24 protein-coding genes are annotated in these 24,293 nt (G+C 59.0%); 7 read left to right on the forward strand and 17 right to left on the reverse strand.

The features are described 5' to 3' along the window. Window positions 1-34: 34 nt before the first annotated feature. From B30_RS04960 to B30_RS04970, 3 genes are read right to left on the reverse strand one after another with little or no spacing between them, the layout of a single operon-like run. Entirely contained in the window at window positions 35-466 is a 432-nt protein-coding gene (locus B30_RS04960) for a GNAT family N-acetyltransferase (RefSeq protein WP_009570923.1), read from the reverse strand. Beyond that, window positions 466-1,674, reverse strand: a complete 1,209-nt coding sequence (gene ftsY, locus B30_RS04965) for a signal recognition particle-docking protein FtsY (RefSeq protein WP_009570924.1) — start codon at window positions 1,672-1,674, stop codon at window positions 466-468. The genes B30_RS04960 and ftsY overlap by 1 nt, the downstream gene beginning before the upstream one ends. A gap of 51 nt (window positions 1,675-1,725) precedes the next feature. Next, window positions 1,726-2,388 (reverse strand): lysoplasmalogenase, encoded by a 663-nt coding sequence (locus B30_RS04970; RefSeq protein WP_009570925.1) that lies wholly within the window; start codon window positions 2,386-2,388, stop codon window positions 1,726-1,728. 109 nt (window positions 2,389-2,497) lie between these two features. Between B30_RS04970 and B30_RS04975 the strand changes: the two genes are divergently transcribed. Together B30_RS04975 and B30_RS04980 are read left to right on the forward strand one after the other, a co-directional pair. Next, entirely contained in the window at window positions 2,498-3,565 is a 1,068-nt protein-coding gene (locus B30_RS04975) for an alkane 1-monooxygenase (RefSeq protein WP_332835013.1), read from the forward strand. A gap of 47 nt (window positions 3,566-3,612) precedes the next feature. Beyond that, window positions 3,613-4,071 (forward strand): hypothetical protein, encoded by a 459-nt coding sequence (locus tag B30_RS04980; protein WP_226946214.1) that lies wholly within the window; start codon window positions 3,613-3,615, stop codon window positions 4,069-4,071. 4 nt (window positions 4,072-4,075) lie between these two features. Here the strand turns inward: B30_RS04980 and xseA are convergent, their stop codons facing one another. Continuing rightward, window positions 4,076-5,644, reverse strand: coding sequence for an exodeoxyribonuclease VII large subunit (gene xseA / locus B30_RS04985; RefSeq protein WP_009570928.1), 1,569 nt, complete (start codon window positions 5,642-5,644; stop codon window positions 4,076-4,078). A 76-nt stretch (window positions 5,645-5,720) separates the two neighbouring features. On the opposite strand from xseA, the gene purD reads away from it, so the two are divergent. Continuing rightward, window positions 5,721-6,983, forward strand: coding sequence for a phosphoribosylamine--glycine ligase (gene purD, locus B30_RS04990; RefSeq protein ID WP_009570929.1), 1,263 nt, complete (start codon window positions 5,721-5,723; stop codon window positions 6,981-6,983). A 430-nt stretch (window positions 6,984-7,413) separates the two neighbouring features. Here the strand turns inward: purD and purU are convergent, their stop codons facing one another. From purU to B30_RS05005, 3 genes are all read right to left on the reverse strand, one after another. Further along, window positions 7,414-8,298 carry a formyltetrahydrofolate deformylase gene (gene purU, locus B30_RS04995; protein WP_009570930.1) on the reverse strand — a complete coding sequence of 295 codons (885 nt, stop codon included), beginning with the start codon at window positions 8,296-8,298 and terminating at the stop codon, window positions 7,414-7,416. 151 nt (window positions 8,299-8,449) lie between these two features. Beyond that, window positions 8,450-9,175, reverse strand: a complete 726-nt coding sequence (locus B30_RS05000) for an FG-GAP repeat domain-containing protein (protein ID WP_009570931.1) — start codon at window positions 9,173-9,175, stop codon at window positions 8,450-8,452. Further along, entirely contained in the window at window positions 9,175-9,498 is a 324-nt protein-coding gene (locus B30_RS05005; RefSeq protein ID WP_009570932.1) for a 2Fe-2S iron-sulfur cluster-binding protein, read from the reverse strand. The genes B30_RS05000 and B30_RS05005 overlap by 1 nt, the downstream gene beginning before the upstream one ends. Window positions 9,499-9,770: 272 nt before the next feature. On the opposite strand from B30_RS05005, the gene B30_RS05010 reads away from it, so the two are divergent. Beyond that, window positions 9,771-10,298, forward strand: a complete 528-nt coding sequence (locus B30_RS05010; protein WP_232616891.1) for a peptidoglycan-binding domain-containing protein — start codon at window positions 9,771-9,773, stop codon at window positions 10,296-10,298. A gap of 83 nt (window positions 10,299-10,381) precedes the next feature. On the opposite strand, the gene B30_RS05015 is transcribed toward B30_RS05010, so the two are convergent. From B30_RS05015 to rpiA, 5 genes are all read right to left on the reverse strand, one after another. Further along, complete coding sequence (locus tag B30_RS05015; protein WP_009570934.1) at window positions 10,382-11,875, reverse strand: DegQ family serine endoprotease; 1,494 nt, start codon at window positions 11,873-11,875, stop codon at window positions 10,382-10,384. Window positions 11,876-12,148: 273 nt separating this feature from the next. Then, entirely contained in the window at window positions 12,149-13,024 is an 876-nt protein-coding gene (gene hflC / locus B30_RS05020; RefSeq protein ID WP_009570935.1) for a protease modulator HflC, read from the reverse strand. Beyond that, window positions 13,024-14,178, reverse strand: coding sequence for an FtsH protease activity modulator HflK (hflK, locus tag B30_RS05025; protein ID WP_009570936.1), 1,155 nt, complete (start codon window positions 14,176-14,178; stop codon window positions 13,024-13,026). Before hflK ends, hflC begins: the two co-directional genes overlap by 1 nt. A 160-nt stretch (window positions 14,179-14,338) precedes the next feature. After that, the gene (gene gor / locus B30_RS05030) at window positions 14,339-15,700 is read right to left on the reverse strand and encodes a glutathione-disulfide reductase (RefSeq protein ID WP_009570937.1); all 1,362 of its coding nucleotides are present in this window, start codon (window positions 15,698-15,700) and stop codon (window positions 14,339-14,341) included. A gap of 324 nt (window positions 15,701-16,024) precedes the next feature. Next, window positions 16,025-16,807 carry a ribose-5-phosphate isomerase RpiA gene (rpiA, locus tag B30_RS05035; protein ID WP_009570938.1) on the reverse strand — a complete coding sequence of 261 codons (783 nt, stop codon included), beginning with the start codon at window positions 16,805-16,807 and terminating at the stop codon, window positions 16,025-16,027. A 208-nt stretch (window positions 16,808-17,015) separates the two neighbouring features. On the opposite strand from rpiA, the gene B30_RS05040 reads away from it, so the two are divergent. Further along, entirely contained in the window at window positions 17,016-17,372 is a 357-nt protein-coding gene (locus B30_RS05040; protein ID WP_040401946.1) for a YbaN family protein, read from the forward strand. 72 nt (window positions 17,373-17,444) lie between these two features. Further along, window positions 17,445-18,374, forward strand: a complete 930-nt coding sequence (locus B30_RS05045) for a DMT family transporter (protein WP_009570940.1) — start codon at window positions 17,445-17,447, stop codon at window positions 18,372-18,374. Here B30_RS05045 and B30_RS05050 read toward each other — a convergent pair whose 3' ends face one another. Beyond that, window positions 18,375-19,043 carry a thiamine diphosphokinase gene (locus B30_RS05050; protein WP_009570941.1) on the reverse strand — a complete coding sequence of 223 codons (669 nt, stop codon included), beginning with the start codon at window positions 19,041-19,043 and terminating at the stop codon, window positions 18,375-18,377. It abuts the gene before it with no gap. A 140-nt stretch (window positions 19,044-19,183) separates the two neighbouring features. Between B30_RS05050 and B30_RS05055 the strand changes: the two genes are divergently transcribed. Beyond that, window positions 19,184-21,304 carry a hypothetical protein gene (locus tag B30_RS05055; RefSeq protein WP_157789789.1) on the forward strand — a complete coding sequence of 707 codons (2,121 nt, stop codon included), beginning with the start codon at window positions 19,184-19,186 and terminating at the stop codon, window positions 21,302-21,304. A gap of 72 nt (window positions 21,305-21,376) precedes the next feature. On the opposite strand, the gene B30_RS05060 is transcribed toward B30_RS05055, so the two are convergent. The 4 genes from B30_RS05060 to B30_RS05075 form a co-directional block, all read right to left on the reverse strand. Beyond that, on the reverse strand, window positions 21,377-21,613 hold the full coding sequence (locus tag B30_RS05060) for a DUF2842 domain-containing protein (RefSeq protein ID WP_009570943.1): 237 nt from the start codon (window positions 21,611-21,613) through the stop codon (window positions 21,377-21,379). Between the two features lie 8 nt (window positions 21,614-21,621). Continuing rightward, window positions 21,622-22,917 carry an adenylosuccinate synthase gene (locus B30_RS05065; RefSeq protein ID WP_009570944.1) on the reverse strand — a complete coding sequence of 432 codons (1,296 nt, stop codon included), beginning with the start codon at window positions 22,915-22,917 and terminating at the stop codon, window positions 21,622-21,624. A gap of 84 nt (window positions 22,918-23,001) precedes the next feature. Beyond that, on the reverse strand, window positions 23,002-23,562 hold the full coding sequence (locus B30_RS05070; protein WP_009570945.1) for a GNAT family N-acetyltransferase: 561 nt from the start codon (window positions 23,560-23,562) through the stop codon (window positions 23,002-23,004). Beyond that, window positions 23,559-24,116: a hypothetical protein gene (locus tag B30_RS05075; protein WP_009570946.1), complete on the reverse strand. Its 558-nt coding sequence runs from the start codon at window positions 24,114-24,116 to the stop codon at window positions 23,559-23,561. Before B30_RS05075 ends, B30_RS05070 begins: the two co-directional genes overlap by 4 nt. Window positions 24,117-24,293 lie beyond the last annotated feature (177 nt).

Genomic DNA, 24,293 nt, shown 5'->3' on the forward strand with positions numbered 1-24,293 from the left:
GAGGGCAAACACCCATGCACGCTTCTGGTTGAAATCAGGCGGCAAGCGGACCGCGACGTTCGCGCAGGCCTTCGATCTCAGAATAGGGATTGGGCACCAGCGCGCCATCTGTGGCCTCGATAAACGGATAGGCCGGATCAAGATGGGCGGCGCGAATGAGCGTTTCTTCCAAGGTTTGGATGATGAAATCCGTGCGAAACGCCGGCAAGACACCCATGCCCCAAATCCGCGCCGGGCGATCTTCGCGTTCGGGATCGACCACCAACATCGCAGTGCCGACCAAACGCTCGCCCTCAACCACCACCATTTCGGCGTAGAGTTGACGATCATCGGGCCAGTCCTCTTCGGTCTCCTCCGGGCACACCGGGTGATCGAAAAACAGCTCCTGCATGGATTCGCGACGCTCAACAACGTCACCGCCCGAAACCCAGTTGCCCGGGCCGATTGCGTGCAGAATTTCTAACATCAAACCTCCAGACCCATCAGGGCCTTGGCAAAATCTTCGGGGTCAAACGGCGCAAGGTCGTCGATTTGCTCGCCCACCCCGATCGCATGGATCGGCAGACCGAACTTATCCGCGAGGCTCACAAGCACACCACCGCGCGCCGTGCCGTCGAGTTTCGTCATCACAAGGCCGGAGACATCCGCGAGTTTTTGGAAAATCTCAACCTGTGAAATCGCGTTTTGCCCGGTTGTCGCGTCCAACACAAGCAATGTGTTGTGCGGCGCGGTGGCATCCTTTTTGCGGATCACCCGGACGATTTTGGACAGCTCTTCCATCAAATCGGCGCGGTTTTGCAACCGTCCGGCGGTATCGATCATCAACAGATCGGCACCCAATTCTTCGGCTTTGGTCATGGCATCAAAGGCCAATGAGGCGGGATCAGAGCCCTCGGGCGCGGTCAAAACCGGCACGCCCGCGCGCGTGCCCCAGACTTGCAACTGTTCGACGGCGGCGGCGCGGAACGTATCTCCGGCCGCAATTACCACGGTTTTCCCGGCGGCTTTAAATTGGCTGGCCAATTTGCCGATGGTCGTGGTTTTGCCCGATCCGTTGACGCCCACCACCAAAACCACCTGCGGGGTCTTGGGATAAAGCGGCATCGGCTTGGCCACGGATTCCATGATTCGCGCAATTTCACGGGCCATCAGCCGCTTGATTTCATCGACCGAAAGCTTTTTGCCATAGCGCCCCTCGGCCATCGCGGCAGTGACGCGCATCGAGGTCTCAACCCCCATATCAGCGGTGATCAACAGCTCTTCAAGCTGCTCCAACATCGCATCATCAAGGGTGCGACGCAGCACCGGCTGGGTCTCTTTGCGGCCCAAAAGGCGTCCAACCAAGCCCGGCTTATTCGCGGTTGCACTTGGCTCGGGAGCCTCGTTCACAACGGTTTCAACCGGGATTTCCAACGGTGTCACCGCATCCGGGATCTCAATCGGCGTCTCGTCGGGCGTCTCAATCGGCGTTTGCGGCGCAAATGTTTCTGGGATCGGCGCGGGCTGCTCCAGCGGCGGCTCAACCGGCACACCCTCCGGCATCACCGGATCGGCCAAAATCGCCTCATCCGCACTGCTTTCCACACCGCCATCTTCGACAATCGCCTCAAGCCCCTCGTCGAGTTTCGACGAGGTTTTCATCAGGCGAGATTTCAGTTTCGAAAATAGCGACATAGGGCCTCCGTTCCTTGCTCACTTAATCGGTCTTGGCCTTTTAGAAAAGCCCTAGCCATGCGGTTTGACCGCAACAAAGGCGAAAAGAATCGTCATTTGCCCAAGGATATACAGGGTCCAAAGCGTATAGCCCGCCCAGCGCGCCCGTTTGGTGTCCGGCAACATGCGAAACATCTGAAGCGCAAGGATCAGATCAGAGGCCATGAAAAGCAGCGCGCCGACGCTTGCCATGCGGTAAAGATCAGGCAGGCTCAGCGCCGCCATCACCATTGCGCAAATCAAACCCACATAGACCCGCACGGGCCAACGCATGTCCCCGGTGAATGGCGCCAGCCAAAGCTCGCTTGAAAGAGCAAACCCAATCAAGAGGATCACGGGAAGGATGCGCCACGTCTCGACCAAGCCGATGAAAAGACCAAGATAACACAGATGCGCGAGGGCAAAACTCACCAACCCGGCCATAAACGCCCGCTCAAAGGGACGCGACAACGCCCAATCGCCCAAGGCCGAAAGCGCCAATCCCGCCACCAAAAGCCCCGGCGCGCCCTGCACCGCCGCACTCCCTGCGAACACCGCGACGGGCATGGTTTTGAGCACGCTATGCCAAAGCGTTTTGTCGCGATGCGTGAAGGGCAAATAGGCCAGCGCCGCGAGAAGCGCCGCAAAAACCACCACAGCCATCCCGCCACCAAGGCCCATGCCAAATAGCACCATCCCGATCCTCCTCGTCCTCTTTGACTTGCGCCCTCTCTGGCACCCTAATGCTTTTGCACCCGTGCCTCACACCGCCTATAGTCTGCACAGTCCTGAAGGTGTGTCCATGATGTCCAATCCCACAAAAACCGCTCACATCATTCGCTTTTTTGCTCTGTCCACCCTCGCCCCCGTCGCGCTTTTGTCGCTGGGCGCGCTGTTTGGTGGACTATGGGCCGTGGTCGGGTTTCTCTATATGACCGTGCTGGCCTATGGCTTTGACCAATTGGTCAGCCTCGCCCGCGATCCCGCCGATCCAGAGGCCGAATTTCCCGACGCCAATGCCCTGTCAACCATCCTAGCCATTTCGCATTTTGCGATGATGCCCTTGGCGGTCTGGGCGCTCTCGGTCGGGCCTTTTGCACTTTGGGAACGGATATTCATGTTTTTCGGTTTTGGTCTGTTCTTGGGTCAGGTCTCCAATTCCAACGCTCATGAGCTGATCCATCGCTCGGACCGCACACTGCGGCGGCTGGGCACTTGGGTCTATATCACGCTGTTGTTCGGCCATCACGCCACCGCCCATGTCCGCGTTCATCATCGCTATGCCGCCTCGCCGGACGACCCAAACTCCGCCCCCCTTGGCATGAGCTACTATCGGTTTCTGCCGCGCGCTTGGATCGGGTCTTTTAAGGCTGGGTTGCGCGAAGAAAACGCCTTGCGAGCGCGCTCTGGCAACACCGATCTCCACCCCTATGCGCTTTATATCGGCGGGGCTGTGATCTGTCTGTTCATCGCCTTTCAAATCGGCGGAATATTGGGGGTTTTCAAATACATCTTGCTGGCGGGCTATGCCTCTTCGCAATTGATGCTCTCGGATTATGTTCAACATTACGGGTTGCGCCGTGCCGAAGTCTCAGAGGGAAAATATGAACCCGTCGGCCCCGCGCATTCGTGGAACAGCCCGCAATGGTTCACCTCGTTCTTGATGCTCAATGCGCCGCGCCATTCCGATCATCACGCCCATCCGATGAAGCCCTATATCGCGCTTGATTTGTCAGATGACATGCCACGGCTGCCACGCTCATTACCGGCCATGGCGACACTCGCGCTGATCCCGCCAATTTGGTTTAAAGTGATGGACAAACGGGTGGCGCGGGTGATGGCCGATGCGGACAGCGCTCCCACACCGCGTTGAACAGCTCTTCAGATGTTCAGCCGGTTAACCAGATGTTAAGAATGTGAATGGAGCTAAACGCAATGCTGTGGCATGGTTTCCAAATGATGAAAAAGCTGTCCCTCCCGGCCTGTTTGGCCCCCGCGATCTTGGCCGTTGCCGCCTCGGCTTTCGCTGCTCCGGCGGGCTCTGACCCGCTGACCGGCGCGGAATTCGAAGCCTATGCCACAGGCAAGACCCTGACCTTTGCCGAGGACGGCCACCCCTATGGCGCCGAAGAATACCTGCCCGGCAACCGCGTCCGCTGGGCCTTTGACCAAGACACCTGCAAAGAGGGCATCTGGTATGAATCCGGGCAAAACATCTGTTTCGTCTACGAAGACGGCACCGCCCCGCAATGCTGGCAGTTCTTTGTCGAGAGCGACAAGTTAAAGGCGGTGTTCCAAGGCGAAAGTGGCACCGAACTCTACGAGGCCTGGGCCAGTGACGGGCCGCTCAGTTGTATGGGGCCGCAGATCGGGGTTTGATCCGCTAAAACAAAGACCCCTGCTCCGGCCCACCACCTTTTGGCTTTTTCGCCTTAGACGGCACCGGGGCCACAGCCACGCCGCCGCCAATCCGCGCCCGGCCATCGGCAAATTGCACCTCATGCATCCGGCTCGCCTCCTTGGCCGAGGTCACTACCCCGCCAGCGGTATCCCAAACCACGGCATAGCCGCGCTCCAAGGTCTTTTGGTAGGACAGCGCCTCTAGCATCCCGGCCCGGCGGTCCAACGCCCCGCGCCAGCGCTCGGTCTGGGCCTTTGAGGCGCGTTCAAACCGGGCTGCGAGTTGATCCAACTGACCCCGCGCCTGAACTGTGTGGCGCGACAGGCGCAGAGGGTCCAAACCTTTGGTGGCACTGGTAAAATCACGGCGCTTTTGCGCCACGGCACGGGCCAGAGCCGGGCTAAGACGACCGCCAAGGATCACCGTTTTCTCCTGCCCGCGTTTCAACATCCCGCGCAACAGCGTGGGCCGCAACACGGCAGAACGGTTCGAAAGCTTCAAGCGCCGGGTACTGACCGAGGTGATCAACGCCTGATTGAGCCGAACTTCCATTTGATCGACGCGCTGACGCGGCCCGTCCAAAAGCCGCCCGCGCTGTGGCAAAGCGCGAGACAGGTCGCTCAACCGTTGCCGCCGACGCGTCACGCCAAGGCTCAGCGCCCGCTCCATCCGCGCCCGCATCTCTTGCAACGTGACCCAAAGTTCACGTCGCACTGGCACGGCGATTTCGGCGGCGGCCGTCGGTGTCGGCGCGCGCATGTCAGAGGCGAAATCAATCAGCGTCGTGTCGGTTTCATGCCCCACGGCGGAGATCAACGGGATGTTTGAGGCCGCCGCGGCACGCACCACGATCTCTTCATTAAAGCCCCACAGGTCCTCGACCGAGCCACCGCCCCGCGCGACAATGATCAAATCCGGGCGCGGGATCGGCCCGTCTTTGGGCAGCGCATTAAACCCTTCGATCCCACGGGTCACTTCGGCGGCGCAATTTTGGCCCTGAACCGCCACCGGCCAGATCAACACATGGCGTGGAAAACGGTCGCGCAAGCGGTGTAAAATATCGCGGATCACAGCACCGGAAGGCGAGGTTACGACGCCAACTACCGTTGGCAAATAGGGGATAGGTTGCTTGCGCGCCGGATCAAACAGACCCTCTGCGGCCAAGGCCGCTTTGCGCTTTTCCAGCATCGCCATCAAGGCGCCCGCCCCCGCCGGTTCGACACTGTCGACGATGATCTGATAGCGCGACCCGCCGGGGAACGTGGTCATCCGGCCCGTGGCGATGATTTCCATCCCCTCCTCGGGCTGGACCTGCATCTTGGCGACTTGCCCTTTCCAACTCACCGCATTGATCACGGATTTGTCGTCCTTGAGGTCGAAATACAAATGTCCTGAACGTGGCCGTGACACCCGCCCGACCTCGGCGCGCACCCGGACAAAGCCAAATTCGCCCTCGATGATCTTTTTCACCGCACCCGACAGCTCGGAGACGGTGAATTCGGGCGCATTTGACGGGCCTTGTGGGCCGTCCTCTTCGAAAAGCTCGGACATATGGGTGCTCACGCTTGTGTCGTGTTCGTACTCACCCTAAAACGCCCGAAACCGGATGAAAAGCGGGGACGCGAGAATGAACATTCTGATCTTGGGCAGCGGCGGGCGCGAACATGCTTTGGCTTGGGCTGTGATGCAAAACCCGAAATGCGATAAATTGATCGTCGCCCCCGGCAATGCGGGGATCGAAATGATCGCCGAATGCGCCTCATTTGACATCAACGATGGCGCAGCGGTGGTCGGGTTTGTCGAAGAGAACGCGATTGATTTTGTGATCATTGGACCAGAAGCCCCCTTGGCCGCAGGCGTCGCCGATGATTTGCGTGCCGCTGGTGTGTTGACCTTTGGCCCCTCAAAGGCAGCGGCGCAACTGGAGGCCTCGAAAGCCTTCACCAAAGAGATTTGCGACGCCTCCGGTGCGCCAACCGCTGGCTACGCCCGCTTTACCGAGGCCGCCCCCGCCAAAGACTACATCCGCGCCCAAGGCGCACCGATTGTGGTGAAAGCCGACGGTTTGGCCGCAGGCAAAGGCGTGATCGTGGCGATGGACGAACAGGCCGCCTTGGACGCCATCGACGACATGTTCGGCGGTGAATTTGGCGCGGCTGGGGCCGAAGTGGTGATCGAGGAATTCATGGAAGGCGAAGAGGCCTCTTGGTTCATCTTGTGTGATGGCGAAAACGTCCTGCCCATCGGCACGGCGCAAGACCACAAACGCGTCGGCGATGGCGACACCGGGCCGAACACCGGCGGCATGGGCGCCTATTCCCCAGCCCCCGTGATGAGCGACAGCGTCATCCAAAAAGCCATGGACGAGATCGTCAAACCGACCGTTGTAGAAATGGCCAAGCGCGGGATGCCCTATCAAGGCGTGCTTTACGCGGGTTTCATGATCAAAGACGGGCAACCGCGCCTTGTTGAATACAACTGCCGCTTTGGCGACCCAGAATGTCAGGTGTTGATGATGCGGCTTGGTGCGCAGGTGCTGGATCTGTTGCTGGCGACCGCCGAAGGCCGACTGGATCAGGCGCAAGTCAACTGGGCCGATGATCATGCGATCACCGTGGTGATGGCCGCAAATGGCTATCCGGGTGCTTACGCAAAAGGCTCTGAGATCAAAGGCTTGGGCGGCTTACCCGAGGACAGCAAAAACATGGTGTTTCATGCGGGTACTGCCCTCAAAGACGGCGTGATTGTCGCCGTGGGCGGTCGTGTGTTGAACGTGACGGCGCGTGGCGAGAGCCTAAAAGAGGCCCGTGATCGCGCCTATGCGATGATCGAAGGGATCGAATGGCCGGGCGGCTTCAACCGCACTGATATTGGCTGGCGGGCACTGTAAGACATGCGCGGAGTATGGTTAGGGGAATTTTAACCTTACCCTGCGATAAACCATGGTGCGAAATGCACCACTGGCTCGAATGGCCCTCCGGTTTGGAACTTTGGTGTAAAAGCCCAAACACTGGCTGTCGCGACAGAACAGGGGCGTGCTCGAACGGCACGCCTTTTTCCATGTCTCCGGCGTTGTTTTATTGGGGGCCTGCCCCCCAAACCCCCGGGATATTTTCAGACAAAAGAAATGACCCTCCGCTTGAGGAGAGCGAAGGGCCTTCTTCCGTCACGGCCATCGGCGTCCCCGCCTATACCGTGGGGTGAGCTTCGCGCATCAAGCTTAAGGACCGGTAAACCTGCGGCTTCTTTTGTCTGAAAATATCCCGGAGTGAGACAGGGCAGCGTGCTGCCCGGACGAGGGGCAGAGCCCCTTTTCGCCCCTACCCCATCCGCTCAGAAGCGTAGCTGCCGGGAGAGGCCGGAAACACCACCGTTTTATTGCCGTTGATGAACACGCGGTGGTGGATATGGGCATGGATCGCGCGCGAGAGCACCTGGGCTTCGACGTCACGGCCCAAGGAGACGTAATCCTCCGAGGATTGCGCATGGGTGATCCGCACCGTGTCTTGTTCAATAATCGGACCTTCGTCCAGATCAGCGGTGACATAATGCGCCGTCGCTCCGATCAGTTTCACCCCCCGCTCAAACGCCTGTTTGTAGGGGTTTGCACCTTTGAAAGACGGCAGGAACGAATGGTGGATGTTGATGATCCGACCTGACATATGTTGGCACATTTTATCCGACAGAATTTGCATATAGCGCGCCAAAACGATCAGTTCGGCACCAGTGTCCTCAATCACCTGCATGATCGCGGCTTCGGCCTCGGGTTTGTTCTCTTTTGTCACCTTGATGCAGTGGAAAGGAATATCGTGATTCACCACAAGCTTTTGATAATCCATGTGATTTGAAATCACGGCAACGATGTCGATCGGCAAGGCGCCGATCCGCCAGCGGTACAAAAGATCGTTGAGACAATGGCCAAAGCGCGAGACCATGATCACGACTTTCATCTTCGTCGCCTCGTCCTGCACCGCCCATTGCATGCCAAAGGCCTCGGCCACGGGCACGAATCCCTGCGCCAGTTCAGGTTGGGTCAGGCCGGTTTCTGAGACAAAACTCACCCGCATGAAAAACTGATCGGTGCCCGGATCATCGAATTGCGCGGAATCGGTGATGTTGCAGCCAAGCTCCGCCAGTTTGCCAGAAATCGCGGCCACGATTCCACGCCTGGAGGGGCAAGTCACGGTCAGCACATGAGAGGTCATGTCAAAGTCCTCGATCTTTCTTTGAAGGGTCGAGGCGTTGTGGCACAGCCGACAGTGAATGCCAGAGCCAAAACGCACGACATGGCCAAATTTACGGGGTTTTCAGGCGGTTAAGTTTCCGAAAGGCGTCGCGCTGTGCCTCAGGCGCGCATCACGGACAGATCAGGAAGGGCGCAAAGCTGTCGGCCCCGGTGTAGGGCGCAACGGGAGTGCTGACCAACTCAGTATTCTCAAATCTGGTTTCCATGACCTGCGACCAGTCCGCATTGGCGGTGACAATCACCGGCACATGCCCGGAACAGTCGCGTATGCCACCTTCGATCCCGGCGGAGCCAAGGTGATGATTGGTCAGGCCGGCAAGGCTTGCAGTGGCATCTAACATCCCCGGCCCCGCCAGATCGACGGGAAGGATCACCAGCTCTTTGGTCAAATGCGGGCGGTCGATATAGGCAATGTCATCGGTGCCATCGCCATCAAAATCGGCAATGCCCGCGATCGCGAGCCAGCGGTGGCGCGCACCGATGGGAGCATTGGATTTGACCGGGATCAGCACGCCGGAGGCATTGAGCGACCAGACCTGCACCCAAGCGCCGGTGGCAAAGCCGCTGACGACAGTGACAATTTCAGGGGACCCATCGCCATCGAAATCATGCAGGCGCGGTGCGGTATCCTCGAAAATGCTTTTCTTGAAAGACACATTGCGCTCGGTGCCGTCACTCAACGCCACACGCATCTGCGCATATTCACCGCCCGCCACGGCCCCATGGCCGTAGACATCCGTCGGCTCAATGTAGCGCGCGGAAGTGACATCATTCGTGATCTCAGTGGCGGCAAGCGGGCTGGCCGCCAGCACAAAAGCCGCGGCCAGACGCAGCATCAGATTTGCTTTTCGGGCAGGTTGACGACAAGACCGTCAATCGCGTCTGTGACCTTGATCTGACAGGTCAGGCGCGACCGCACCGGATCGGGTTGATAGGCGAAATCCAACATATCCTCTTCCATGTCGTCTTTCGCGGGGATTTTATCGACCCATTCAGGCGCGACATAGACGTGACAGGTGGAACAAGCACAAGCCCCGCCGCAATCAGCGTCGATGCCCGGCACGCCATTGTCGCGCGCGCCTTCCATCACGGTGCGCCCCACCGGCACGTCCACAACATGTTCGGTGCCGCCAAATTCGACATAGGTGATCTTGACCATAGGCTTGTCCTTCTCTCGCATTTCTTCGTGTTGCCACAGGCTTAGCCTGTCAGTTTCCCGGTGAAAAGGGCCATTGCGTCGCGCCCTGTGGTCCGGTTGGTGTCAAGGCAACCCGCGCGCCTATATTTCTGGCACGTGACGTACCTGTGTGCCGTCCCGCCCTCTGACAGGCCTCCCAAAGGCGATACCATTCAAACCCTTTGGAAAATCTGAATTTCACGGTAGACTTGCCCCAAACAGCCCCCAAAGGGGCAAAGCAGACAGGCATGCCGATGAAACAGGTCCCTTTTCCCGCCCGATTGCCGCTTTTCATTCTGACGGGACTTTTGGCCGCCTGCCAAATAAGCGCCCCGGAAGATGGCATCATGCGTGCCTCAGAGACGCCCGGCGCGCCACCGGGAGCCGACCCAAACACCTGTTACGGGCGGCACGTCACCCCCGCGATCATCGAAACCGTCACAGAGCAGGTTTTGGTGCAACCGCCACAAATCGAGGCCAATGGCACCGTCTCCTACCCCGCTGTCTACCGCACGGAAACCCGGCAAGAAATTGTGCGCGAGCGCAAGGAATTGTGGTTTGAGACCCTGTGCCAAGAGGAGCTGACGCCCGAATTCATCGCGTCGCTGCAACGTGCTCTGTCGGTGCGTGGCTATCACGCGGGAGCTGCAAATGGGCGGATGGATTTCGCGACAAAACGCGCCATCCACGCTTATCAATCGGACCAAGGGGTCGACAGCGACATCCTGTCTCTGGCGGCGGCGCGCCAACTTGGGCTCAAGGAAGTGCCGCGCGAGGGCTGATCTTCGGACCGTCCAAGATAGAAAAAGGCGGCCCACCAGAGCTGGGGGCCGCCTTTTTGTTTTATGAGGGAAGGCGCTCAGGCTCAGTTGTCATCGACACCAAGGGCCACAAAGCGCGGGTCACCAGCGCGACGCACCAAGAGCAACACGGTCTTACGCCCACCTTCGCGCGCCTCGCTTACGCGGGCCTCAAGATCGGCCACAGACATCAGTTTTTGCTGGCCCGCTTCGGTGATCACATCGCCCGCCCGCAGGCCTTTGGCAAAGGCTTCGGAGGCCTCATCCACCTCGACCACAACCAGACCATCGGTGCCGGAGGTCACCCCCAGCTCTTCGCGCAGCGTGTCGTCCAGCGGTTGCAAGCTCAGGCCCAGCATCCGGGTGGTGTCGGGCACTTGCGGCGCCGCGCCATCGTCGGTCGGGAAAGCGACGTTTTCCGCCTCTTCGCGGCGGCCCAGAGTGACCATCAGCGTTTTGGTTTTGCCGTCACGGAACACCGTAACACGCACCGCTTTGCCAACTTCGGTCTCCCCCACCGTGCGCACAAGGCTGCGGGTGTCAGTGACCTCTTTGCTGTCAAAGGTCATGATCACGTCGCCGGATTCAAGTCCGGCTTCTTTCGACGGACCCTCGGGCACATCGGTGACAAGCGCGCCTTTGACAGCCTCAAGCCCCATGGCCTCGGCCACATCGGGTGTCACATCCTGAATGCGCACACCCAACCAACCGCGACGGGTTTCGCCGAATTCTTTCAACTGATCGACGACTTTGGAGACCACGTTGGAGGCCATCGAAAAGCCGATGCCGATGGACCCACCGTTGGGCGAGAGGATCGCGGTATTCACGCCAATGACCTGACCGTCCATGTTGAACAGCGGGCCACCGGAGTTGCCGCGGTTGATGGCGGCGTCGGTTTGAATGTAATCGTCATAGGCGCCCTGGAGCGCGCGGCCACGTTGCGACACGATCCCCGCAGAGACCGAGAACCCTTGGCCAAGCGGGTTGCCCATGGCCATCACCCAATCGCCAATGCGCGACAGGTCGCTGTCGCCAAAGGGCACATATTTCAAAGGCTTATCGCTTTCGACTTTCAGCACGGCGATGTCGGTCTTCGGATCAGTGCCGATCAATTTGGCCGGAAGGGTGAAACCTTCAAAGAATTCGATCGAAATCTCGTCGGCGCCTTCAATCACATGGTTGTTGGTGACGATATAGCCGTCCTCGGAGATCACAAAGCCCGACCCCAAAGCCTGGGAACGGCGCGGAGCCTGTCCACCTTGACCGTTGCGATCCATGAAATCGCGAAAGAAATCCTCAAACGGCGAGCCCTCGGGCACAACCGGCTGATCGTTGGCGACAGCCTCAACCATGGTTGTGGTGGTGATGTTCACCACGGCGGGGCTGACCTTTTCAGCGAGATCGGCGAAACTTTCAGGCGCGCCACGCGCCTCGGCAGACACGGTTTGAAACAGAAGTGCAATGACCCCAATCAGGGCAAAGACCATCATGCGAAGATCAGCGCGGGAGGGAACCATCCCTCTGCTTTGATCGGTGGAAACGGCGCGAGCCTGTATCATCGGTAAAATATCCTCCGTCTGATGCCCCCGAATGCTTGTGCCGGAAATGGCATGGCCGGGCGCGACACGTGTCTTTGGGGTATAGATAGGTGCGGTGTCGCACAACTCAAAGTCGGTCGCGTTCAGTCAACAGCATGTGAGCGGGCTGTGACAAGGGTAAAGCGCACCAAAATGAACAGCTTATAAAGCTGGGCCATAAAAAGGGGCCGGTGTTGCCACCCGCCCCTTTCGATTTTCACACGAGGATCAAAAGCCCATCGCAAACGCTCCGTCTCAGCGACCTGAATTGGATTTCAGGTAGTCAAAGAATTCGCTGTCCGGCGAAATCACCATGGTGGTGTTCTCGCCATTTAGGCCCTTCCGGTAGGCATCCAACGAGCGATAGAACTCAAAGAAATCCGGGTCGGCACCATAGGCATCCGCATAGATGCGGTTTTTCTCGGCATCGGCTTCACCACGGGTGATCTCGGCCTGACGCCCGGCATCAGATTTAAGTTCGACCACGGTCCGGTCCGCCTGTGCCCGCACACGCTGTGCGGCCTCTGCACCACGCGCCCGCTCGTCGGCGGCCTCGCGTTCACGTTCTGCCCGCATCCGGGCAAAGGTGGCCTCAAGGTTTTGTTCCGGCAAAAAGGTCTGTTTCAACCGAACGTCCATGATGTCGATGCCCAACGAGGCGGCCTCGATCCGGGACTTGTCCCGAATGCGCAGCGCCAACGACGCCCGCTCCGCCGAAATGATCGTGTTCGAGGTGATCGTGTCAGCGCCCAAAACCTCACGCAGCTGTGCGTTCAGGATGCCTTTGAGACGATCTTCGGCCAGGCGGATCCCGCCGGTGGACACCGCCTGACGGAACTTCACCACATCCGCGATGCGGTAGCGCGCAAAGGAGTCGACCAAAAGACGACGGTCATCCGAGGGCGTGACCTCGATTTCCGGCGTTTCGAGCGACAGGATGCGGTCATCGTAGTAAACGACGTCCTGAATGAACGGGATTTTAAAGGAAAGCCCAGGTTCCTCTTTGACGGCCTTGATCTGACCGAATTGCAGAACCAGCGCTTTTTGACGTTCGTCCACGACAAAAAACGAAGAGAACGCCAGCACAGCCGCCACGAAAAGAACGGCGATGAAAATAGGAAGTTTCTTCATCAGTTCGACCCTCCGGTGGTGGTTGATTTCCGAAGCTCATTGAGCGGAAGATAGGGCACGACGCCCTGACCACTGGCGGCATTATCATCGAGAATGATCTTGTCGAGACCGCCGTAAACCTCTTCCATCGCCTCAAGATACAGACGTTTGCGCGTCACCTCGGGGGCGTTTTGATATTCGGTCAAAACAGCGGAGAACCGGCTTGCCTCACCCTTTGCAGCGTTGACAACCTGGGCACGGTAGCCTTCGGCTTCTTCAAGGATCTGCGCCGCGGACCCGCGGGCACCGGCAAGGGCCGTGTTGGCATAGGCGTCGGCCTGACGCTGCAACCGGTCCCGTTCCTGTTCGGCAGCCTGCACGTCACGGAACGCATTGATCACGTCCGTGGGCGGGTCGGCCTTGTCGAGGTTGACGCGGATCACGGTGATGCCGCTGTCGTAGCTGTCGAGTGTCGATTGGATCAGTTCAAACGCTCTGTCGGCGATCACACCACGGTCCCGGTTGAGGATCGGGGCCAGTGTCGAAGCCGCGATAATCTCGCGCATGGACGCCTCGGACACCGCCTGTACCGTCTGAACCGGATCGGAAAGGTTGAAAAGGAATTTCGCCGGATCGTTGATATTCCAGACCACCTGAAAGTCGATGTCGACGATGTTCGCGTCGGTCGTGAGCATCATGCCAGACCCACCACTGCCGGCGAGGCCGACCGTTTCGGTCCGTTCGCCCGTCACCACGACTTTCTCGTAGCTCACCACCGGCCATGGCGCAAAGTTCAGGCCCGGATTGCCGATCTTGGAAAACTTACCAAGGAACAATTCGACCGACTGTTCTTCGGGTTTCACGGTGTAGAAAGAGGAAAACGCCCAAAGGCCAACAGCCCCCAAAACCACAAGAGCGATAACGCCCTTGGACATGCCGGGGCCGTCGCCATCAGAACCGCCGGAGCGGCCACCGCCGCCCCCCTTGCCGCCCATCAACACCTTCAGATATTCGTTGCCCTTGTTGAGCATATCTTCGATTTCGGGGATCTGGGGCTGATCACCGGGACGGCGTCCGCCATTCCGGTTGTCGCCGCCACGATTGTCGCCACCGGGACCGGTCGGGCGGTTTCCACCACCTCCGGTGCCCCAAGGGCCGCCATTGTTACTGGCCATAAAGGTCTCTTCCTCTCTCGTATGGGTCTGACCCGGCAGGACGGTCCTGTCGGGCCAAGGCTCTTGTCTAACCTGTTCTCTCTCGCCCCGAGTTTCAAGGGTGCGAGATGGTCGCAGGGGTGGTTTCCGGGCTGTTTGGGCCCCTTTCGGGGTGTTTTACTCAGTTATGAACGCGGGTCGGCGTTTTCATCAGGACAATTTCTTCGGCCATGGTCGGATGCACCGCCACGGTGGCGTCGAAATCCTCTTTGGTGGCGCCCATTTTCACGGCCACCCCCGCGATCTGGATCAGTTCCCCGGCATGGGGCGCGATGATGTGACAGCCCAGCACCTTGCGCGAGGTGGCACAGACGATGAGTTTGAACATCACCCGTTCGTTTTTCTCGATAAAGGCGTTTTGCATCGGCCGGAACGCGGCGCAATAAACCTCAATCGGCCCCTCTTCGCGCGCCTGTTCTTCGGTCAGACCGACCGCGCCATATTCCGGCTGAGTGAAAATCGCCGACGGCACGTTCGAGTGATCCGGTTTCATCGGATTGCCCTTGAACACCGTCTCGTGAAACGCCACCGCCTCGCGGATCGCCACGGGGGTCAGTTGGATACGGTCGGTGACATCGCCCACGGCATAGATCGAGGGGATGTTGGTTTGGCTATAGGCGTCCACTTTGATCTCGCCATGACGGCCCAGCTCAACGCCCGCATCCTCAAGCCCAAGGCCTTTGGTGTTGGGCGTGCGCCCGGTGGCATAAAGCACCACATCAAACAGGGTTTCACGCCCATCCGTGGCCTTGACCCAAATGCCGTCGTCACGCTTTTCAAGCCGCTCAACATCGGTGCCGACATGCAGGTTGATGCCCTGCCCGGTGATCAGCTCGGCAATATGGCCGCGTGCTTCGTCGTCAAAGCCGCGCAGGATTTGCGCACCGCGATAATATTGCGTCACCTCAGAGCCAAGCCCGTTGAAGATACAGGCGAATTCACAGGCTATGTAGCCGCCGCCGACGATAAGGATTTTTTTCGGCAGCGCCGGAATGTCGAAAATCTCGTTCGAGGTGATCGCATGTTCGATCCCCGGCACGGTGTCAGGCACAAACGGAGTCCCACCCACAGCCACAAGGATATGTTTCGTGGTTTTTTCCGTGCCATCGGCCAACACAACCGTATGCGGGTCTTTCACCGTGGCGCGTTGGTGCAGGATCTCGACCCCTGCCGTGTCGGCGTTGCGGGTATAAATGGCCTCAAGCCGGGACAATTCGGCATGGAGCCGCTTTTGAAACGACGGCCAATTGAAATCCCCCAAGGTGATGTCCCAGCCATATGTCCCGGCCTCTTCGGCGTAGTCCGAATAGTGCGAGGCAAAAACCATCAGCTTTTTCGGCACACAACCGCGAATGACACAGGTGCCGCCCATGCGGAACTCTTCGGCCATCGCGACCTTTTTCCCATCCGCCGCCGTCAACCGCGCCGCGCGCACACCGCCCGAGCCACCGCCAATTACGAAGAGATCATAATCGAAATCCATGCTACCGCCTTTTAGAAGAAGTCTAAGTTGAGGGTAGATGTAGGGGGTTTGACGCCAAAGGAAAACCCCGCGGTTTTAGAGCAGGATGGTGTGCAATTCTATCGTCCCACCAAAGATGCGAACCAAGACAGGAAGACCAAAGCCAAAAGCCCTCCACAAGCAATGGGAAGCTGTGCCCGCCAGTCTTTCATGAGATCCAATGGAGACCAAAACGATCCGTTCGGATGGCGACGTTTAAATCCGCGCCACGAAATATAATTTACCCCGCCAACCCATGCCAGCATGCAGAAGGACCATAGAGCGAAAGACATGACCCTTAGCTCACTACAGATCGGCAAAAATGTTTTCGCTTTCCGCGAACTCGATCTGATCTTCGCTTTCCTCGCCCGACAGGATGTCCCGCGTCGTCACCCGGCCATCGCCATGGCCGATGATGACCTTGTCGCAAATATCGATGAACAGTCCGTTTTCGACCACGCCGGGGATTTGGTTCAACACCAAAGTCAATTGCCGCGCATTGCCAATGCGTTGCAGGTGAAGATCGACGATGTGATTGCCCTCGTCCGTGACATAGGCGGCATCGCCGTTCATCCGCAGGGTCGCATGTTGACCCAGCACATCCATCGACACCAACGTCTCTTCGATCAGTGCCTTGGTGGTCTGCCAGCCAAAGGGAATGACCTCGACGGGCAAAGGAAACGCACCCAACATATCGACCTGTTTCGAGACATCCGAAATCACGATCATCTGATCCGACGCGGTCGCCACGATCTTTTCTTGCAACAACGCGCCGCCGCCGCCCTTGATCAGGTTCAGATCGCCATCAAATTCATCGGCGCCATCAATCGTCAGATCAAGCCATTTCGCCTCATCCAAAGAGATCACTTTGATCCCCTGTTGCCGCGCCAGTTCGGCGGTGCGGCTTGAGGTCGGAACGCCGACGATATTCAGCCCCTCGTCGCGCACCAATTCGCCCAAACACCGCACCATCCACGCCGCCGTGGAGCCTGTGCCCAGGCCCAGCTTCATCCCGTCCTCGACAAATTCCACCGCCTTTTTGGCGGCGACAAATTTGGCGGTGTCAATCGGCGACAGGGTGTCGGACATGCTGTGTTTCCCCCAATGGCTGAGCGCGCGTTTGTGACTGAAAGTGTCACTGGCGGTTATAGGCGGCACACCGCCGTTTGAATAGGATAAATGCGTGGTGCCCCCCCCTCTGCGCCCGTCTGCGGCGTCAAGGCGACTGGACAGCGCGCAACTTGAGCGTAAATGCTTGGGTAAGGGGGACGTAGTAGAACAAGGCATGGTTGAGCGGATGTCAAAATATATCCATCTTACCCTCGGCGGGTTTTGCGTGGCTTTGGGCCTGATCGGTGCGGTGTTGCCGGTCCTGCCGACGACCGGGTTTCTGATTATGGCTGCGTTCTTTTTCACCAAAGGCTCGCCGCGCCTGCGGATGTGGTTGCTGGACCACGCCCATTTTGGCCCCCTCATTCGCAATTGGGAAGAAACCGGGGCCATCCCGCGCCGGATCAAAGCCCTCTCCATCTCGATGATGGCGGCGAGTTTTGTGATCTGTCTGATCCTTGGCCTGCCCGCCTATGTGCTCATCGCGCAGGCGGTTTTGATGAGCGCGGGGGCGGCCTATATCCTGACACGACCAGACAATTGAGCCGGAACGCATAGGCGCATTTTCATCTCGAAACGGACTTGCGCGCCCGCGCCCTCTGCCTGACAAAGGCCCATGATCCAAAATCGCCCCCCAGATCACCCCGTGTTCGGACTCCTTTTGATGGTCGGCTTTTGCGCCATTGCGCCGCTGATTGATGTCAGCGCCAAATTGGCCTCCGTGGCCCATCCGGCGGCGCAAATCACCGTTGGCCGCTTTGTGGTTCAGGCGCTGATCCTGGTGCCTTTGTCGGGGATCATGGGGCTGTCGTGGCGGATCAGCCGCCGTGACTGGGGCCTGATCGCGTTGCGCGCGCTCTTCACCTTGGGCGCAACCTTTGCCTTTGTCGGCGCCGTGTCGGTCATGCCCTTGGCCGACGCCCTGGCGGTGACCTATGTCGAACCTTTCGTGATCTTGCTTTTGGGCTGGATGATCTTTGCCGAACAAATCGGCCCGCGCCGGATCATGGCCGCCGTGGTCGGCTTTGTCGGCGCTTTGATCGTGGTGCAACCGGGGCTTGCGGCCTTTGGCGCAGTGGCGCTTTTGCCCTTTGCCGCGGGTGTCCTGTTTGCCTGTTACATGTTGGTCACCCGTGCGCTGCGCCACCACAGGCCCGTCCTGTTGCAAGCCGCCACAGCCGTGGTCTCCGTGCTCATGGCGCTGCCGATTTTGGTCTATTTCGACGGCAAAGGCGGGATATTTGACCCGGTGATGCCCGAAGGGATCATGTGGGTCTGGCTCATTTCCGTCGGCTTGGCCGCTACCCTGTCGCATCAATTTCTGACCTTGGCGCTGCGCCTTGCGCCCTCCGCAACACTCGCGCCGCTGTCCTATCTGGAACTGGCGTTTTCCACCCTCGCGGGGCTTGTGGTCTTTGGCGATTTCCCCAGCCTCACCGTCTGGGTCGGCATCGCGGTGATCGTCGCCTCGGGGCTGTATCTGATCCACCGCGAACGGATGCACGCGCAAAAACCCCCGGTGGTCGCGGGGCCCACCGCCTCTTAATCACGCATCAAACGCGAGCCCCTGGACCAGCGCCGCAAGGTCCGAACGCGGCAGGATCAACAACATTCCCGGCCCGTCAAAAGCCAAATGGACCTGTGCCTCAGAGGCTTCATTCGAGGTGCCAACCCGGCCCGCCGGGGCAAAATGCAACCCCTCGATCGGCCAGCGCAACCCCTCTGAGCGCCCCGTCACCGGCCCCATTGGGAACAGCGACACGCGCGTGCCGGGCGCAAGGGTGAGGGAAATAGAGCTGGGCACATGGGCGATCACATCAAACTCGCCCACGATGATGCAGCGCTGCTTTGGATGGCGCATCAAAGCCGTGTAGACCGCCAATTCGTGATCCACCCGCGCGCCGGTGAATCCGACGCCAAAAATCAGCGGCGCGTCGATGCGGCTGAGGCATTTTTCGAAATCCGTGCTGTCTTGTTCAGGAATGTGATGCAGCCGCTCTTGGGGAATCACCTCCCGCGCATGCTGTGACACACTGTCAAAATCACCAATCACCGCCTCCGGCATCAGACCTTCGGCCAGGGCGCGATCTGCCGCACCATCGGCTGCGACCAAAATTGGGGCTGATTTTAAGATATCGACAAGAATTTCGCGGTTAACCTGTCCACCGCCCAGTAAAGTCACACTTTTTTCGGTTTTCAGGACAGGATTCTTCATGCTTCAGGCTCCAGCGTTAACCATTTTGCCACATTTCGAACAAGAAATGATCACGGCGATTTCCTTGTTCTGTTCCTATTTGCGAACCAATTCATGGTAAACAGATAGGTGCTGAGCAAGAGCAGAAAGCGAGTATTGGCATGGTGAGTGAGAGTAAAATTCTAACTGTATCCTACGGGACGTTCTCCTGTACGTTGGAGGGATTCGACGATCCGTTCAACACGATGCGGTCCATTGCAGAGTATTTCCGCGATCTCGCGGCGGATGATCGGTATTTCGGGGCCGAACCTCCAACTCCTGATCCCCAAATGTTACATTCCATCGCCGAAAAGGAAATTCAGCGCCGGGTCGAAGCCCGCATGCAAGACAACAGTCTGGTGTTGCGCCAACTTGAGGATGACAGCGATGTCGATGGCAGCGAGGCCGGTCTTGATGCCGCCGCCTCCGGCGCCCGTGCCGCATCACAAGAGGCCAAAGTCCAACGTAAAAAGGCCAAGGCTCACAAAGCCCAAGCCAAATCCACGCCCAATGCCACGACCCCTCCGGCACAAGAGACCGCTGCTCCGGTTTCCTCGCCTGCCCCTCTTGCACAAAACAAACCTGCCCCCACCGCCAAAGTCGCTGCCCCCGCAGTCGGCAACTCCATCGCCGACAAGCTCGAACGCATTCGTGCCGCTGTCGCCCAACGTGGCGAGGCCGAATTCGTTGAAGATCAACAGGCCTCGGTGAATTTCGGCGGTTTCCAAACCATGCCGGATCACACTGAGGTGTTTGATGAGATCGAAGCAGAACAAGAGACCCCGGCGAGTGTGCCAGCGGATGAACCTGTCGCCTTGACCGAGATCGAAAACGATTTTGCCGATGAGATGACCGACGATACCGCCACTGAAGCTGAAGAAAGCCTCACCGAAGAAATCGAAACGGTTCAAGAATCTGTCGAACCCGACGCCGTCAGCGCCAAGGCTGATGACGAGGCCAAACTCGACACCGTCCTCTCCAACCTGCAGCAAGACAATGACACCGCCGCGCAAGAGGCCGTGGCGGTGATTGAGAGCACCGACCGCGCCACGCCGGACATCGACGTCAACCTCGCCGCAGACATTGCCGAGGCCAGCGGAACATCCGCAGAGGCCGAGATCGCCGCAGAAGACACACCAGAAGACGCACCACAAGATCCGCTGCGTCGCGTGCGTGCCCGCGTCGTCAAAATGCGCCGCTCTGACTACGAGGCTCAGCCGCAAGAGGTTGAGGTCGAAGCTGAGACTGAGACAGTCGCCGAGACCGCCAACAGCGATGCCGATTTAACTTCGGCGCTGCGCCGCGAACTTGGCTCCTCTTCGCTCGATGATGAGGCCGAAGACGAGTTGATGCGCGAACTGGCCGAAGTCGCCGCAAGTGGCGCTCTGTCACCGGAAGTGGCGGCCGACATTTTGGACGATGATAGCGAAACCGGCGCGATTGCCGCCGAATACGACGACGACAGCGTCGAAGGCGACGACGACAGCCAACTGTTGGCGGATGAAGACGACGGCGAGGACGAGGGTGACAGCGACACACGCAATGTGTTTGCCACCTCCGATGCGTCGATGTCACGCCTGATGGACGAAACCGACCGCGAAATGGCCAAGGGGGAAAACGCCCGCCGCCGCAACGCAATCCAGCATCTGAAAGCCGCCGTGGGTGCGATTCGCGCCGAGAAAATCGACAAAGATACCACCGCTGAGGACGACGACGATGCGGATGTCTACAAACAAGACCTGGCGCGCGTTGTGCGCCCGCGCCGCCCCGCGGTCAGCGGCCAGACCCACCGCCAATTGCCCCCTTTGATGTTGGTGTCGGAACAACGCATCGACGCCCCTGTCGAAGTCGCCGGTGGTGCCAATATCACTCCGGTTCGGCCGCGCCGCATTTCGACCTCGGCCCTTGCGGTACAACAAGAACAGGTTTTTGACACCGCCGAGGAACTCGATCAAACAGCCGCCGAGACGGTGACGGAATTTGCCGAATTCGCCGAACGTCTTGGGGCTGAAACCCTGCCGGAATTGTTGGAAGCGGCTGCGGCCTATACCCATTTTGTCCAAGGCCGCGACACCGCCACCCGACCACAGATCATGCGACTGGCGACCCAAGCGATGCCCACCGACGTGCCGGTCGAAGAACGATTGCGATCTTTTGGTCAGCTTTTGCGGCAAGGCAAGATCAAAAAGATGACGCGCGGCCAGTTTGCCGTTGCGGCCAGCACGCGGTTCAAGCCGCGCTGAATGTCGTTAAAAGACCTACGAAAAAGGCCGCCCTTCGGGGCGGCCTTTTTAAGTCATCTGACTATCTTGGGGTCAATCTTCGTGATCTTGCCGCGGCGCATCAGGATCGGCCTGACCGATGCCTTTGAACACCGCCTTAAGCGGCAGCGCCCAAAGCACGCCCAGCCCAATATAGACCGCCAGTTCGACCCAAATCGACGGGCGCTCCAGCCAGTTCATCACCGTCACCGCCACCACGATATAGCCGGGCAGACCCAGCACAAGGATCAAAAGCGCCAGACGGCGACGGGATTTGTAGCTTAGAGCCATGCCGCGCCTTAATCCGCAAACGGATCGGTGACGAGGATCGTGTCTTCGCGCTCGGGCGAGGTCGACAACATCGACACCGGGCATTCGATCAGCTCTTCGATGTGACGGACATATTTGATCGCATTGGCCGGAAGATCGTTCCAAGAGCGTGCGCCTTCGGTCGATTCGGACCAGCCGGGCATTTCCTCATAGATCGGCGTGCAGCGCGCCTGTTGATCCGCAGCGGTCGGCAGGTAATCGAGACGCTCCCCGTCCAGATCATAGCCAACACAGATTTTCAGCGTCTCAAACCCGTCCAGAACGTCGAGCTTGGTCAGGGCAATCCCGGTCACACCAGAGGTCGCACAGGTCTGACGCACGAGCGCGGCATCGAACCAGCCACAGCGGCGTTTGCGCCCGGTGACAGTGCCAAACTCATGACCGCGTTCGCCCAACCGCTGACCATCGTCATCAAGCAATTCGGTCGGGAACGGACCTTCGCCCACGCGGGTGGTATAGGCTTTGACGATGCCCAACACATAGTTGATCGCCCCCGGCCCCATGCCCACACCCGTGGCGGCCTGACCGGCGATCACGTTCGACGAGGTCACAAACGGATAGGTGCCGAAATCAATGTCCAAAAGCGCGCCCTGAGCGCCTTCAAACAGAATGCGCTTGCCGGCCTTGCGCTGCTCGTTGAGCACTTTCCAAACCGGTTTCGCATAAGGCAGAATTTCGCCCGCAATGGCTTTGAGATCGTTGATCAAACGGTCGCGATCGACCGGCTCGATGCCAAGACCTTTGCGCAGCGGATCGTGGTGCTGAAGCGCACGATCGACACGGGCAATCAACGTGGCCTCATCGGCCAAGTCCGCCACGCGCACCGAACGCCGACCGACTTTGTCCTCGTAAGCCGGGCCGATGCCGCGGCCCGTGGTACCAATCTTTGTCCCTTTGGAGGCCGCTTCTTCGCGCGCCCGATCCAATTCACCGTGGATCGGCAGGATCAGCGGCGTGTTTTCCGCGATCATCAAGGTCTCTGGCGAAATGTCCACGCCTTGCTCGCGGATCTTTGCGATTTCCGCCACAAGATGCCACGGGTCCAACACAACCCCATTGCCGATCACCGACAATTTGCCGCCACGCACCACACCCGAAGGCAATGCGTTCAGCTTATAGACCTTGCCGTCGATGACGAGCGTGTGGCCGGCATTGTGACCACCTTGGAAGCGCGCGATGATGTCTGCGCGTTCAGAAAGCCAGTCTACAATCTTGCCTTTTCCCTCGTCACCCCACTGGGCGCCGACAACGACGACGTTAGCCATAATGAATCCTTTGGATTGGATGAAGCCCGGGGCTGTATAGCCAGCCAGACCGCGCGATGAAACCACAATTTAAAGGCTACGGCTTTATATTGCGCAAATTTCGCTGAGATCGGCCCAGCCATAGGCGATCTCGTCCAGACCTTCGCCATTCTGGCCGTCGATCCGTTCGGCGGACACAACGCCACCAATCGCCTGATAAAAGCCACGCGCCCCCGCGTTTTCGGACAGGACCCAAAGGGCTGCGGCACCATGCCCCATCGCGGTGAGCGCCCTTGCCCCCTCGCCCATCAACGCCCGGCCAATCCCCTGTCGTTGTACGCTGTCTGCGACATAAATCGCAGAGAATTCGCCGGGGAAAGACGTCAGCAACTCTTCGTCGCGCTGATCGCTACAGGACAAAAAGCCCACAACAGCGCCCGATTGTTCAGCCACAAACACCGCGCCTCGCCCGGATTCCGCATAAGCCGTGAGGATTTTCTCCCAACCGTTTTCACGATCCGCCACCGACATGCGTTCAATCAACGCGGCGGGCAGGATGTCGCGATAGGCGCTTTGCCACACCGCCACTTGCACCTCGGCAATGGCATGAGCGTCAGAAAGCGTAGCGGGGCGCAGGGAAAAAGGCAGCGGCTGGGTCTGTGTCATGACCGCTTTTTTAGCCCGCGGAATAGGACAAGCACCAGCCCCAAAAGCAACACCCCAAAAATCGCAAAGGGCGCGACCGCCGACCCCGCCTCGGGGCTGAACAGCACCGACCAGAGCAGTTTCAACCCAGCCCCAAGCGCGACAACGGCAAAGCCAAGCCACAGGGACCGCCGCCAAAAGGCCAAGGCCACCAGCCCCAAATAGACCGCAACTGCGAGAGCGCCCAACAGATTGGCCGTGGTCCACCCCGATTGCAAAAGCGCGCGCTCCATCGCCAGAAAGGCCAGAACATCCTCCCGTGGCGCGGCGGGGACAGGGAACCAGAACATCGACGTTACAATCGCCAGAACCGCCAAAATCACCCCCGGCAACCAGCGCCGCCACGCGAAATAACAATAGGGCAGCACCAAAACCGGGCGCGAGATCCACGACAGGGTGTTTTGATGGCGCGCAAAGGCCCAGTCGAAAAAGGTTGAATTTGTGAAAAACAGCCAAAGCACGACGACAAGCGCCGCCGTGCACACAATCGACAAAATGATAGTCCCGCGGGACATGGCGAACCTATGGTTTGGGCATGGCAGACGCGGGTCAAAGAGGGCACATCCCGCTTGATTATGTCAAGAAAGCGCAGCGGCACCGAAGCCGCACACGCATTTGACATGGTTTGTGGGGTTGCGTCAGTCCACCGAAGCTTTTAAGTAGCCCCATCGAACGACCCAAAGGCCTGATCC

It is taken from the genome of Celeribacter baekdonensis B30 (genome assembly GCF_000299875.1).
GTDB lineage: Bacteria > Pseudomonadota > Alphaproteobacteria > Rhodobacterales > Rhodobacteraceae > Celeribacter > Celeribacter baekdonensis_A.